The sequence below is a fragment of the Mesorhizobium wenxiniae genome (assembly GCF_002284535.1).
Lineage (GTDB): Bacteria > Pseudomonadota > Alphaproteobacteria > Rhizobiales > Rhizobiaceae > Mesorhizobium > Mesorhizobium wenxiniae.
The window spans coordinates 1-13,714 of sequence record NZ_NPKH01000037.1 but is presented as its reverse complement, the minus strand read 5'-3'; the positions used below and the strand labels follow the sequence as shown (position 1 = coordinate 13,714).

Sequence of the window (13,714 nt, the reverse complement as noted above, 5' to 3'; positions counted from 1 at the left end):
GATAAAGAACATGGCTATCCTTCTCGTTGCCGAACACGACAACGCAACCCTTTCCGACCAGACCGCCAAGGCGCTGTCTGCTGCCTCCAAGATCGGCTCCGACGTCGACGTGCTGGTTGCTGGCAAGGGCGCCAAGGCCGCAGCCGACGCCGCCACCAAGCTGGCCGGCGTGCGCAAGGTTCTGCTGGCGGAAGCCGACGAGCTCGAGCAGCGCCTGGCCGAGCCGGTCGCCGCCCTCGTCGTCAGCGTCGCGGGCAATTACGACACGATCGTCGCGCCGGCCACCACGATGGGCAAGAACGTCATGCCGCGCGTGGCGGCCCTGCTCGACGTGATGCAGGTGTCGGAGATCATCGAGGTCGTTTCAGCCGACACGTTCAAGCGTCCGATCTATGCCGGCAACGCGATCCAAACCGTGCAGTCGACCGACGCCAAGAAGGTCATCACGGTGCGCACCGCTTCCTTCCAGGCAGCCGGCGAAGGCGGTTCGGGTTCCGTCGAGACGGTTAACGCTGCCGCGAACCCGGGCCTTTCCATCTTCGTGGAGAACAAGCTTTCAGAGAGCGACCGCCCGGAACTGACCTCGGCCAAGATCATCATCTCGGGCGGCCGCGCGCTGGGCTCGTCGGAGAAGTTCCAGGAGGTGATCCTGCCGGTGGCCGACAAGCTCGGCGCTGCCGTCGGCGCAAGCCGCGCGGCGGTCGATGCCGGCTATGCGCCGAACGACTGGCAGGTCGGCCAGACCGGCAAGGTCGTGGCGCCGGAACTCTACATCGCTGTCGGCATATCTGGCGCGATCCAGCATCTCGCCGGCATGAAGGACTCGAAGGTCATCGTCGCCATCAACAAGGACGAGGAAGCCCCGATCTTCCAGGTCGCGGACTACGGCCTCGTCGGCGATCTCTTCACCATCCTGCCGGCGTTGCACAAAGCGCTTTGATAGTTTTCGCTCTTCCCCCTTGGCACTTAAGACAGACCGCGCTGTTAGCCGGCGTCCATTCTACGGAACCAGGATGATAAGCAACATTCCTACAAAAGCACGCGCTGTCGTCATCGGTGGCGGCATTTCTGGATGCTCCGTCGCCTACCATCTAGCCAAACTGGGGTGGACGGACATTGTCCTGCTTGAACGCAAGCAGCTGACATCCGGCACCACTTGGCATGCCGCCGGTCTCATCGGCCAGCTACGTGCGTCGCAGAACATGACGCGACTGGCGAAATATTCGGCCGATCTCTATGTCAAGCTGGAAACGGAAACGGGCATTGCCACCGGTATGCGCCAAAACGGTTCGATCACCGTGGCGCTGACGGAAGAGCGCAGGGAAGAGATTTACCGTCAGGCCAGCCTGGCTCGTGCCTTCGACATCGATGTTCACGAAGTGTCTCCACAGGAGGTGAAGAACCTCTATCCTCATCTCAATATTTCCGATGTGCTCGGAGCAGTGCACTTACCTCTCGACGGTCAGTGCGACCCGGCGAATATCGCCATGGCGTTGGCCAAAGGCGCACGCCAACTTGGCGCCAAGGTGATTGAGAACGTCAAGGTTACCGCGGTGCACGACCGTGACGGCCGTGTCACCGGCGTCTCCTGGGTGCAGGGCGACGAACAGGGCACGATCGAGACCGACCACGTCGTCAACTGCGGCGGCATGTGGGGAAGGGATCTCGCCAGCCGTTCCGGAGTCACGCTGCCGCTGCATGCCTGCGAGCATTTCTACATCGTCACCGAGGCGATTCCTGACCTTGCCCGTCTGCCTGTGCTGCGCGTTCCCGACGAATGCGCGTACTACAAGGAAGATGCGGGCAAGATGCTGCTCGGCGCCTTCGAACCGAAAGCCAAGCCTTGGGGCATGGATGGCATCCGCGAGGATTTTTGCTTCGATCAGCTGCCTGAGGATTTCGAGCATTTCGAACCGATCCTGGAGAACGCGGTCAACCGCATGCCAATGCTGGAAACAGCGGGTATCCACACCTTCTTCAATGGTCCCGAGAGCTTCACGCCCGATGACCGCTACTATCTTGGCGAAGCGCCAGAGTTGAAGGGCTACTGGGTTGCCGCCGGCTACAATTCGATCGGCATCGTCTCCTCAGGCGGAGCGGGTATGGCGCTGGCGCAGTGGATGAACGACGGCGAGCCGCCCTTCGACCTATGGGAGGTCGATATCCGTCGTGCCCAGCCGTTCCAGAAGAACCGTCGCTATCTCAAGGAGCGCGTGTCGGAAACGCTCGGCCTGCTTTACGCCGACCATTTTCCCTATCGGCAGATGGCAACGTCGCGCGGCGTGCGCCGCTCGCCCCTGCATGAGCACTTAAAGGCTCGCGGCGCTGTGTTTGGCGAAGTCGCCGGCTGGGAACGCGCCAACTGGTTCGCCAAGGAAGGCCAGGAGCGCGAATACCGCTATAGCTGGAAGCGGCAGAACTGGTTCGATAACCAGAAAGAAGAGCATCTGGCGATCCGCAATGGCGTCGGTCTGTTCGACATGACGTCTTTTGGAAAGATACGCATTGAGGGTCGCGACGCGCTGGCCTTCCTGCAACGCGTTTGCGCCAATCAGATGGATGTCGCTCCGGGCAAGATAGTATATACGCAAATGCTGAATGAACGAGGCGGCATCGAGAGCGATCTGACCATCACCTGCTTGTCGGACACAGCCTTCTTTGCTGTGGTTCCCGGCGCTACGTTGCAGCGCGATCTCGCTTGGATGCGCAAACAGATCAAGACCGAACAGTTTGCCGTCATCACAGATATCACGGCCGCCGAATCCGTTTTGGTTCTGATGGGACCGAAGGCCCGTGATGTCATCAGCCGCGTCAGTCCGAATGATTTCTCCAACGAAGCTTTCCCGTTCGGAACGGCGCAAGAAATCGAAATCGGCATGGGCTTGGCGCGTGCGCATCGCGTGACCTATGTCGGTGAACTAGGCTGGGAGATTTATGTCTCCAGCGACCAGGCGGCACATGTCTTCGAGGCGATCGAAGAAGCCGGCCACGAGTTCGGCTTGAAGCTCTGTGGCCTTCATACGCTCGACAGTTGCCGTATTGAAAAAGGCTTCCGGCATTTCGGCCACGACATCACCGACGAGGATCATGTTCTGGAAGCCGGACTCGGATTTGCTGTCAAGCCGAACAAGGGCGATTTCATCGGGCGCGATGCGGTGCTGCGGGTAAAACAGGAGGGGCTGAAGCGCCGAATGCTCCAGTTCCGCTTGAAAGACCCCGCGCCTCTGCTCTTCCATAACGAGGCGTTGGTCCGCGATGGGAAAATTGTTTCGATCATCACCTCCGGCAACTATGGCCACTATCTGGGTGGCGCGATTGGCATGGGGTATGTGCCTTGCGAAGGTGAAAGCGAGGATCAGGTTCTCGCGTCAAACTACGAGATCGAAATTGCTGGCGTTCGATACGGAGCGGAGGCATCGCTTCGCCCCATGTACGACCCGAAGTCAGAGCGTACCAAGATGTAGGTTTAGCATCGCTACGAGCGCTTAGGACAAACCGTCAACATCAGAACTATCCCAGTTGTCCTTACTTGGAGCCCTTGAACAGGAAGTTCATGAGAAGCCCATTGCATATCGACGGGAAATGCACCGAGCCGTGCAAGGGCGGACGTTTTGTATCCTCAATCCGTGACCCAATAAGTCATCCAGCGATGGGCGGGGTACTGCGGAAAAATCGACGACGCGGTCTCTCCAGGGCGCCCTTGGCGGTCGGTTGTTCGGTTGTGTTGAGTCATAATGACTATGCCACTAACCCTAAAGCTCCCAGAAATTCTGTCGAATTTTGTCACCAAGGGATTCATTTTGATTCCCCTCAACCGGCCTTCTTCCATGAAGGGCCGCCTTATTTGGAGATACTGAAATGAAGATTAGAGAAATTCACGTCTATTCGTACAAATTGCCCGTCAAGAACGGCCCCTATAGGATTGCAAGCAGCACCGTTTACGCGCTCGAGACGACTTTGGTGAAGATCGTCGCCGACAATGATCTCTTCGGTTGGGGCGAAACCTGCCCGATCGGCCCGACCTACCAGCCCCAGCACTCGAAAGGCGCCTTGGCCGCGCTAGAAGAGATGGCTCCGGGACTTATCGGTGCTGATCCGCTTCAGCCGCTGGCTTTACGTCGTAGGATGGACAGCCTTCTCAACGGTCACCGTTATGCCAAGGCCCCGTTGGACATCGCGGCTTACGACATTCTAGGAAAACAGGTGAATATGCGCGTGGCCGACCTGTTGGGCGGCGCGGTGACCGAACGCGTTCCGTCCTACTATGCCTGCGGCCTCGGGGAGCCGGACGAGGTAGCCAGAATAGCCGAAGAACGCGCTAACGAAGGCTATCCGCGCATGCAGTTCAAGGTCGGCGGCGGCCGCCCGATCGAAGTCGATATCGAGATGGTCAGGAAGGTTTGGGAGCGCGTAGGCACTCGCGTGCGGCTTGCCGTCGACGGCAACAGGTCGCTGACGACGCGGGACACGCTGCGTCTCAGCCGGGAGTGCCTGGACATTCCTTTCATTATCGAACAGCCCTGCAACACGATTGAGGAAATCAAGGCGATCCGCAGTCAGCTACACCACGGTCTTTACCTCGACGAGAACTGCGAAGATCTAAACACCGTGCTCCGCGCTGTCGGCGATGGCATCTGCGACGGCTTCGCAATGAAGGGCACCCGGATCGGCGGCCTGCATGCGATGGCAACATTCCGCGACATTTGCGAAACCCGTTCAATCCCGCATACCTGCGACGACGCCTGGGGCGGCGACATTATCGCGGCGGCCAGCACCCATATAGGTGCGACAGTACACCCTCGCCTGCTTGAGGGCGTATGGATTGCCCAGCCCTTCGTGGAAGGCCACTACGATCCAGAGAACGCGGTTAAGGTCGTGGACGGACACATCAGTCTTCCCACCGGACCGGGCCTCGGTGTGGTTCCGGATGAGAGCCTGTTTGGAAAACCTGTGGCGTCTTTCAGTTGACGCGTTCAAAGATCACATGACGATCTGTAGCGATGGGCAGGATGCAGCGCTCGGATGCCCTTGGCAGAATCTTTTCAAGGTGCAACTGCCACAGGCGCGTTCGACCATTATGGCTGGAATTGTCTTTTTGGCGTTGTGGGCAGAGGTGTACTTGAACCGGCAGCTTTCGCTTTTGGTGTCGTGAATGTGGCAATGGTGGTGGTCAGCCGGTCTAGAAGTGCGTGCAACTTGGCGACGTCGGAGGCAAATACACCTCGCATCCGCTATCGTTTCTGATTCCTAGCGAAGCTCAGACGACTGCTTGAGTAGCCAATCTACCAGCAACTTTGAATCTTTGCGAAGAGACTTACCAGGTTGCCCCAGAACGAAGAAGCCTTGTTGAGTGGTCACTTCCGCCTGCAAAGGACGGCAAAGCAGGGACTGCTCGAGAAGAAATTTGCACGTCAGAGTCCAGCCAATTGCGATCCCCTCGCCGGCCATCGCAGAGTGCAAAACGAGCTGGTAGTCATTGAATATTGCCGCCGGCTCGATGGATCTCGGGTTCTCACCGAAGGCCGCAAAAAATTCCGGCCAATTTATCCTTTGCCGGTACGGATCCTCATAGGAGAGGAGCTTATGATTTGGCAGATCGTCAATCTTCTCCAATGGCGCAGCATCTTCCAAATACAGCCGAGAGCAGACCGGGAACACAGTCTCCCTCGCCATAAGCCACGCGTTTTTTCGCTCGGTCCCGATTGGTAGAAGCCGGATGGTCAGATCAATAGAGTCGTCCGGCTCAACATTCCTGTCGATCGTCAATATTTTGAGCTTTATCCCCTGGTGCACATTTTGAAACTCATGAAAAAGGGGCATCAGCCAATTCGTTGCCATCGACGTTGAGGCGGCTATGGTTATGAAGCTCAGCTCCCGCCGCTGAAGTTCGTCGATCGCGGTCTCAATTGTCGCAAAGCTCCCGCTGACCGCCTTGAACAAATGCTTGCCATGGCCCGTAAGCATCACTCCTCGGTTCGCACGGATGAAGAGCTGTGTGCCGAGGTGCTGTTCAAGACTCCTGATAGAATGGGAAATGCTGGATTGGGTGACATTGAGCTCTTCCGCTGCCCTAGAAAAGTTTAGCGCATCAGCAGCGGCGGCAAACGCGAACAGCGCCTGCGGGGAAGGAATTTTGGTGCGTAGGGGAGACATGACTGGGATTCATGTCACGACGATTCTTTACTGTCTACCGAAATCTCGCAAAGATCAGGATTTAGCTGATCAGTACGGCGTAGGCACTTGCGACCGCATAGTCCCTAACATCCGGAGTAAACTCTAGAAGGTAAGCCGCTGCCTCGGTGGCGAGTTCATCTTGAGGTGCCGCCGAGGAAAGGGTTTGGCAGAAGGCAAGGGGGGAGTCGTAGGCCTTAAGTATCGCGGCCCTTTTCTGTCGAAGAAAACCAAGAAACTCTTTCATCACACTACGCCTCTCCGTCGCACCTTAGCGCCATCCGGGAGCGCTGTCTGCAGGCATCGAAGGCGTTAAGCCCGAACTACCGGTTTGGCCAGGTCTAGCAAGAACCAGCGCCCGAGTTCGGAGCTATCGTGAAGCCCCTCGTGGCGACCGAACCAGGTCGGCAGGCCGCACGCTTATAGCGAAGGGCGGTCCGTCTTGTCGCTGCCGTCGCGCAGCCAGAAACGCCACCATTCCGGGTCATTGCGGTACCACCCGAGCAAGCCCGCTGCTTTCCTTCGGACCGCCCCGTCAAACCGGGCGTCATCCATGATCGACGCGAGTATTTGCGGCGACCTCGCGGTCATGCCCCACAGCGGCATCATGCTGTAGCCGAGGCTCGGCCTCTCGAAATCTGAGTCTTCGACCAGGGCGAGTGCCTTGGCTATTTCGTGCGGTCCGAAGTCAAGTGCGAGCGCGACCGCGTCACTTCGGACACTTTGTGGGATATCATGGAAGCCGATATCGTCGTGTCCCAGCATCCGCGCAATTGCGATCGGAGTATCGGCGGTTAGGGCGTCCAAGGGTCTGGCTCTGAACGCGTCGATGATGGACTGCCAAGCCGACATAGATTGTCTGTGCCGTGCACATAGGATCCTAAGGCCCAGGTGATGCGTGCTCATCTCGGCGCTATTCAGCCAATCGCACGCAGTATTCAAAGAGAGCAGCGGTGCCTCGCCGAGGAGCATCGGGACCAGTATGGACGAGAATTGATCTCGGTCGAACCGGTTCCAGGCCGACTTCTCGAAGGAAATGCTCGTTCCGGTCCCTGACCGCGCTCCAATTCGGATCTTGGACTCTTCGCGCAGGTCGACCCAATATGCCACTTGCTCTTCGGGGTCATAGACGACGCCCAGCGTTAGGAGATCGTGTTTGGCCCAATATTCGAGATGCGCTGAAGACGCAGGGAATCGACATTGGTGCGACTTCACGAAGCTGGAGCCAGACTTGATCTGGAGGGCGATCTCTTTGGCATGGACGTGATTGTCCACCACCAACACCACACTTGCGTCGTGCCCTACGTCGTAAAGGAGATCGACCTCCTTGAAGAAGCAACCTGCATTTTCGACGATGGTCCTAATGTGATTGACCCCAACCCGTTCTGTGCTGAAGTTCGTCCGTGTCTTCATAATCCTGCCTTGGGAAACCGAGATGTTTGGCCCGTTCTGGCGCGCCCCGCGACCTAGGGGCTCAAGCACAGTACTAGCCTAGAAACGGATGGTCACGATGCCATCTGAGCGAGTCCTCGGACGGACCTCGCGCGGTCGTCGTGGGTGGTCGCAGACGGGTGCCCTGCAGGTCGTAGTAGTGCTTGCCGTTGTCAAAATCTGCCTTCAGGCGGCCGCTGACTACGAAGCGCTTGTCCTCATCGATTGTCACATATCCAAGGTCGAAGAGCTTGTGAATGTCAGTGCGTAGGAGCAAGCCATTAGACGGATCGTGCACGCCGCCCGCCGAGTATGACCGAATGTGAGCAGCGTCGAGGATCGGGAGTGTTCGCTCGCCGCTTACCGCACAACGGCGCTCATACGAGTCAGTCACGAGGACCCGGAAGGCACCCTGGCCCAGCCGAGGCTTGACCAAGACAGGCGTACCGAACCTTGGTCGGTCGATGATTTCCTCCGTCCCAATGATTGAAGCAGCCCTAGCCATAACTTCGTTCCAGAGTTGCAGGCCGTCAGCGTTAGCGGTGTCATAGCCTCGACCCACTACGATATTCGGCGACCAACTGGCCGGTACACGTATCCATTTTTCTCGCGGCCAGAAGAATGGCTGTGTCAGGATGCGACAACCAATTGTCGGGTCAGATCTTGGATCGCTGTCGTTTCTATACCGGCCGATACGTCTCTTCATTTCGATGGCGGATGACACCCCGTTGCTCTCGCCGAATGCATCCCACGCCAACGACATTGGAAGCAGCGAGGCGTGAGAGAATATCCCGCCGCCCACAATAAAATTGAGTGGAGCATGGAGCTTGAAAAGGAACAATTCGCCTGGATCAAGGGCCTTGAAGTTGGTCCTTCCACTCGGCGCCCAGAAGTTCACCTCCGTGAATTGTCGTGCCGACAGGAAGTCGAACCAGTTCTGATCGGTGACGCCGACGAATATGCTGACCATGGCAAGACGATTGCATTAGGTTTTCATTCGTCGCAAGCATGCTGTCGATGGGAAGATACTCCTTATGCCGCTCGTGCGAACGACTTCCGCGTGATGAGCCTCCTGACATATGCGTCCCATTTCTTCATCGCTGCGCGCTTCTCAGGCATGTAGGTCCAGCGATCGTAGCTCTTCGAACTGACATCCTGCAGCGCATGGTTCTGCAGGCGGTCGCGGATTTCCTTCGAGATGCCGGCTTTGCCTGCGAGGGTTTTGAAGGTCCGCCGTAGGTCTCGGTTGGTCGCGAAAGGTATGACCCCGCGGTCCCGTTGCCGCCATACGAAACTGTAGAGCGAGCCGTGGCTGACCGGCCGGGATGGATCGTTCGCCGATGGGAAGTACCAGCCATATTCGTTCGGAGTGATGGACTCGATGAGTTCTGCAGCCAGGGACGGTACGGGCGCGGCGTGCGGCTGATCGTTCTTCGTCTTCGACCAGTCTATTATCTTTTCGGCCGCATCCCATTGTTCCACATGGAGACGTGCGATCTCTTCAACGCGCTGCCCGGTGAGCATGATGAGTTGGATTGCGCGCGGATAGGAGGGGTGGACCGGGACGTCAGGGCAGTCGAGCCACCAATAGAGACGGGCGAATTCGGCCTCATCGAGCCAGCGTGTGCCCCGCACCTTCGGCTCGGTCGGAATCGCGGAAGCGGGATTGAACGGAATCCGGAACCGGCGCGGTGATGAGTTCCGATAATCGTGTTCGGATTTCATGCCCCAGCCATAGGCGGCGTGGACATAGCTTCTGACGTGGTCCGCCATGGCGCGGGCGCCGCGCTCATAGATCGGCCGGATCACCTCCACAATTTCCTCAGGGTCAATTTCGCGGGCAAGGCGGTGGCGGCCTAGCGTGTTGGCGATTTTGTTGAGACCCTTTTCCGTCTCTTTCCAGGAGGGCTTGCCCGCGCTCTTGAGGGCGGCGACATAGCCTGAGAAAAGGTCTTGGACAGTCCCGGCCCGTGCGTCAGTCGCGATCTTGATGCTCCGGCCCTTCTGAATAAGTCTTGCAAAATCGCGGTCGAAAATCTCGCGCGCCGTGGCGAGAGACATCGACGGGTAGGATCCGATCTTCTTTTTGACGCGCTTCTTGTCGCGCCATTGTTGCGCCATCCAATCTGCCGTCACGCGGGTCGGCATGGGCTTGAGAATGAGTATGAGCCGGCCGGTGCCGTGCCCGTCGCCATCAACAAGCGTTTCCTGCTTTCCACTTTGTTCGATCCGCCTGATTGCGGCACGTATTTCTCCATCTGAAATAATCGGCATGCTTGTTCTCCCCTTGGGTTGAGAGTGGACTTTGCCGACGGATGAGGAGTGGGGTTTATACCCACCAAAAAAGAAGGGTCGGCAACTGGGGTCTGAAGGGGTTTTGATCCCCCTAAAGGCACCTCGAATCTGCCACGCTAACCGGGTTTACGACAAGCTGGAAAATACAGATGAATCAGTGTGATAGAACGTGATCCTGCGGGATCGAAACGGGCACTTGGGGGTGGTTGTGCGCCAAGATGATCGCCGTGGCGGAGAGTTCGAGCGCGCGTTTGACCACTTCGCGCGGATAGACCGGCGTGTGGTCGACGGTGCCGACCTGCTGCACCTCGTCGGCGATCAGCGCGTTTTTCTTGTCGAGAAACAGGATACGGAACTGCTCGCGCTCCTCGAAGGCCATTACCGACCGGCAGTATCCGAGAACCTGCGTCCAGGACGACAAGACCTCGCGGCCTTTGATCTCGCTACGTGCCGCGCGTTGGGCGGCCGCGGCAACGATCTTCAGATCGAGCGCCACTGCCGGGGCCGATACCCCTGACCTCTTCAAGTCGCGCGACAGGCGCGCCAAGCACCTCGGCAAGCGTGCCGAAACGCGCCAGCAGCGCCTTGGCGACGGGCTTGGTGTCGGAGCGGGGGATCAGGCGGAAGAGCAAGAGCTCCAGCAATTCGTAGTCGGGGAGGGCGTCGGAACCCGCGGCCGCGAAACGTTGGCGCAAGCGGTCGCGATGACCGAGATAATGCGGCTTTTCGACCGACTTGGCTTTCGCGAGCGATTTTATCGGTCTTTCGGGAAAGAAGATGCGTTCGTCTTCGTCGCTGGTTTTCCCCATAGGCCGCCCATATCCAGCATTTACCGGGCAGATGCCCGCGACTTGTCGAACACTATACCGGCAGGACACTATGCCGGCAGGCCCGGGCGGTCGAGGTTTTTTGGCGACAGCGTGAAAATCTCGCACCCGGTCTCGGTGACGCCGATCGTGTGCTCGTACTGCGCCGACAGCGAGCGGTCGCGTGTCACCGCCGTCCAGCCATCCGACAGCACTTTTACGTGCGGCCGGCCGAGATTGATCATCGGTTCGACGGTGAAGATCATGCCCGGCCGCATCTCGACGCCCTCGCTGGCGCTGCCATAGTGCAGGATGTTCGGCGCGTCGTGAAAGAGCTGGCCGACGCCGTGGCCGCAGAAATCGCGCACCACCGAACAGCGCTCGCCTTCGGCATAGGTCTGGATGGCGGCGCCGATGGCGCCGGTGCGGGCGCCGGGCCTGATCGCCGCGATGCCGCGCATCAGGCATTCATGCGTGACCTCGAGCAGGCGCTCGGCGGCGCGCTTGATCGTGCCCACCGGATACATGCGCGAGGAGTCGCCGTGCCAGCCATCGAGGATGTAGGTGACGTCGATGTTGACGATGTCGCCGTCCTTCAACGGCTTGTTGTCGGGAATGCCATGGCAGACGACGTGGTTGATCGAAGTGCAGGATGACTTCGTGTAGCCGCGATAGTTGAGCGTCGCCGGCAATGCGCCGTGATCCATGCCGAATTCGAAGACGAAGCGATCGATGGTTTCAGTGGTAACGCCCGGCGCGACGATCGACACCAGTTCGTCGAGGCAGCGTGCGGTGAGGTCGCAGGCCTTGCGCATGCCGGCAAAGCCCTCTTCGCCGTAGAGGCGGATCTGGCCGGTGTTTCTGAGTGGTGCCGTGGCGGCGTCGAGATAGGTGACCATTGTGTCCGTCTTGCCGGAAGAAAGGGCTTCTGATGAGCCCGCGCGAAAAGTCTCTCAGATTTGGCACCGGACGGCGCCAGGTTCAAGGACGAACTGCCGGCGATGGGCTCAAGCCGGCGATATTCATGTCTTGCGGCTTCATCCTGTGCCTGTCCAGCCCGTGCCGGGGTGTTCGTCCGCACTGACGACATATTTCTGAGCAACAAGTGGGGAACGCGTTCTGGAGAGACACGAATGGACAGATTGCAATTCGAGGTGCCGGTGCGCATCACGACAGCGCCTGGCCTGCCGGTCGAGGAAATCTACAGCGTCGAACAAGCGCTGGATTTCCTGCAAGGCTGGCCGGTTCGCCGGCAGGGCCCGGTCTATCAGGCCGCATTCAATGCCTGCTTTGGCGCCACGGTCGACCTGGTCGAGACCGAGGATGCTTGCCGGGCGTTCATGGCGTTCTGCCGGGTAAGCCGCCTCCTGGCCAGGGACATGCTGGTTCCGCGCAGGCGCGGAGGCGAGGCGAGGGGGCTGCGGGCTTAGCGGCCGAGCCGGGCGGTCCCAGCGAACTGCTTAATGCATCCCACACTTCCATGCGTTCGACGAGCGGCAAATCTGCCCCAGAGCGGCATGCCTTCGGTAATGCTGTGCCAGCCAGTCACGAATCGGCTATGGCTCCGGCATGCAGGAAACGTCTCTTTACATCCCGGTGAAGCGGTTTCTTGAGAGCCTGGAATTCACCGTTAAAGGCGAAGTTGGTGGTTGCGACGTCGTGGGACTGCGTGACGGCGAGCCGCCCGTGGTCGTCATCTGCGAATTGAAATTGCAGTTCAACCTCGAACTCATACTTCAAGGTCTCGATCGTGCTGCGTCATGCGATGAGGTCTGGCTCGCGGCGCGGATGTCGGCCCGCGGCAAAGGCCGCGAGCATGATCGCCGGTTCCGCGCACTCTGCCGGCGGCTCGGCTTCGGCCTTCTGGGGGTTGGTTCCGCCGGCAGCGTCGAATTGCTGCTCAGCCCGGCCGCCTTGCCGCCCCGGCGAGACCCGAGACGAAGATCGCGCCTGGTGGACGAGCATCGTCGCCGGCGCGGCGACCCTGTAGTCGGCGGCGGCTCGCGTACGCCGATAATGACCGCTTACCGGCAGGATGCGCTGGCCTGCGCCGCTGCGATGGTCGACGGCCCGAAGCGCCCGCGCGACTTGAAAACCATTTCACCACGCGCCGCCAAGATCCTGCTTCACAATGTCTATGGCTGGTTCGCCAGGGCTGAGCGCGGCGTCTATGCGCTTACGGACGTTGGCCGTGCTGCGTTACAGCGCTGGCCCCAACCGGCTCCATAACGAGGCGGCGCCGAGTTTGTTTGAGCGGCTTGCCGCGGGCAGGGGAGACAACGAACCTCTCCCGACTTGGCAACGATCAGAGTCGGCGCGGGCTGTATCGTTTGTCGCTGGCCGTGGAAAGCATTATTGCACCAGGCGAAACGTGACAGCCTCTTCCGAGTTGCTCATCTGCCTTGTGCACACCCGTTGATGCCTCGAAATACGACAAGATGAGTTGCGTCGAACTCAAACGCGGCAATGGGCACCGTCGCCGACGAGATATCGCAAACTGCGATCGCCCGGGGCAAGATTGTTCAAACAATAGTCCAAACTGGCTATGAGGCGGCCAGCGCGTCGCCTCCATTGTCACTGCCACGCCAGAGCGCAAAAATCGAGCGATGCGGTGGCAGGAGACAGTGAAGGCAGCATCCAGAAACAACAAATGTTGATATTTGCGTTACCAAGCGCGTCGAACGGATCGGCACGCCTAGGAACAAAAAAGGAATATTCTGGTAGTTCATCAAGACTGTCTACGGATTGTTTTCACGAATTCGACATTGGCAGGAGCGCGCACTTTGTGCGGTGAAATCCGGCCTGCGGCACTCGATGCAATACCAAAAATCTCAAAAATTCTATCAGAGGGGTGTGGGTATTTGATTTGGCGCTAATATACGCCGTCGAGTAGGCAGGCCACCGCGGGGCGCTAAGAAAAAAGGATTATCAATGGCACTTCATTTCGCAGCAGGTGGGTCCGCCACAGAAGTCGCTAGCGCCGGTTTCAATCTGGTCGACGTTCAATACAT

At 58.9% G+C, this 13,714-nt stretch carries 10 protein-coding genes and 1 pseudogene; 5 read left to right on the top strand and 6 right to left on the bottom strand.

Going from position 1 to position 13,714, the window contains the following annotated elements; all coding sequences use genetic code 11:
- Positions 1-10: 10 nt before the first annotated feature.
- From CIT31_RS28680 to CIT31_RS28670, 3 genes are all read left to right on the top strand, one after another.
- Positions 11-940, top strand: a complete 930-nt coding sequence (locus CIT31_RS28680; RefSeq protein WP_095521295.1) for an electron transfer flavoprotein subunit alpha/FixB family protein — start codon at positions 11-13, stop codon at positions 938-940.
- Between the two features lie 73 nt (positions 941-1,013).
- Positions 1,014-3,464 carry a GcvT family protein gene (locus CIT31_RS28675; protein WP_095521294.1) on the top strand — a complete coding sequence of 817 codons (2,451 nt, stop codon included), beginning with the start codon at positions 1,014-1,016 and terminating at the stop codon, positions 3,462-3,464.
- Between the two features lie 394 nt (positions 3,465-3,858).
- Entirely contained in the window at positions 3,859-4,968 is a 1,110-nt protein-coding gene (locus tag CIT31_RS28670) for a mandelate racemase/muconate lactonizing enzyme family protein (RefSeq protein WP_095521293.1), read from the top strand.
- 279 nt (positions 4,969-5,247) lie between these two features.
- Here the strand turns inward: CIT31_RS28670 and CIT31_RS28665 are convergent, their stop codons facing one another.
- The 6 genes and pseudogenes from CIT31_RS28665 to map all read right to left on the bottom strand — a co-directional run bounded on the left by CIT31_RS28665 (position 5,248) and on the right by map (position 11,602).
- Positions 5,248-6,153 (bottom strand): LysR substrate-binding domain-containing protein, encoded by a 906-nt coding sequence (locus CIT31_RS28665; RefSeq protein ID WP_095521292.1) that lies wholly within the window; start codon positions 6,151-6,153, stop codon positions 5,248-5,250.
- 438 nt (positions 6,154-6,591) lie between these two features.
- On the bottom strand, positions 6,592-7,584 hold the full coding sequence (locus CIT31_RS28655; RefSeq protein WP_095521290.1) for a DUF4365 domain-containing protein: 993 nt from the start codon (positions 7,582-7,584) through the stop codon (positions 6,592-6,594).
- A gap of 73 nt (positions 7,585-7,657) precedes the next feature.
- Positions 7,658-8,572, bottom strand: a complete 915-nt coding sequence (locus CIT31_RS28650) for an HNH endonuclease (protein ID WP_095521289.1) — start codon at positions 8,570-8,572, stop codon at positions 7,658-7,660.
- A gap of 62 nt (positions 8,573-8,634) precedes the next feature.
- On the bottom strand, positions 8,635-9,876 hold the full coding sequence (locus tag CIT31_RS28645) for a tyrosine-type recombinase/integrase (protein WP_095521288.1): 1,242 nt from the start codon (positions 9,874-9,876) through the stop codon (positions 8,635-8,637).
- 175 nt (positions 9,877-10,051) lie between these two features.
- Positions 10,052-10,706, bottom strand: a pseudogene (locus tag CIT31_RS28640) (JAB domain-containing protein).
- 68 nt (positions 10,707-10,774) lie between these two features.
- Positions 10,775-11,602 carry a type I methionyl aminopeptidase gene (gene map / locus CIT31_RS28635; RefSeq protein ID WP_095521287.1) on the bottom strand — a complete coding sequence of 276 codons (828 nt, stop codon included), beginning with the start codon at positions 11,600-11,602 and terminating at the stop codon, positions 10,775-10,777.
- Between the two features lie 234 nt (positions 11,603-11,836).
- Between map and CIT31_RS28630 the strand changes: the two genes are divergently transcribed.
- Together CIT31_RS28630 and CIT31_RS28625 are read left to right on the top strand one after the other, a co-directional pair.
- The gene (locus CIT31_RS28630) at positions 11,837-12,133 is read left to right on the top strand and encodes a DUF982 domain-containing protein (RefSeq protein ID WP_029353114.1); all 297 of its coding nucleotides are present in this window, start codon (positions 11,837-11,839) and stop codon (positions 12,131-12,133) included.
- Positions 12,134-12,272: 139 nt separating this feature from the next.
- Positions 12,273-12,932, top strand: a complete 660-nt coding sequence (locus CIT31_RS28625) for a DUF2161 domain-containing phosphodiesterase (RefSeq protein WP_095521286.1) — start codon at positions 12,273-12,275, stop codon at positions 12,930-12,932.
- Positions 12,933-13,714 lie beyond the last annotated feature (782 nt).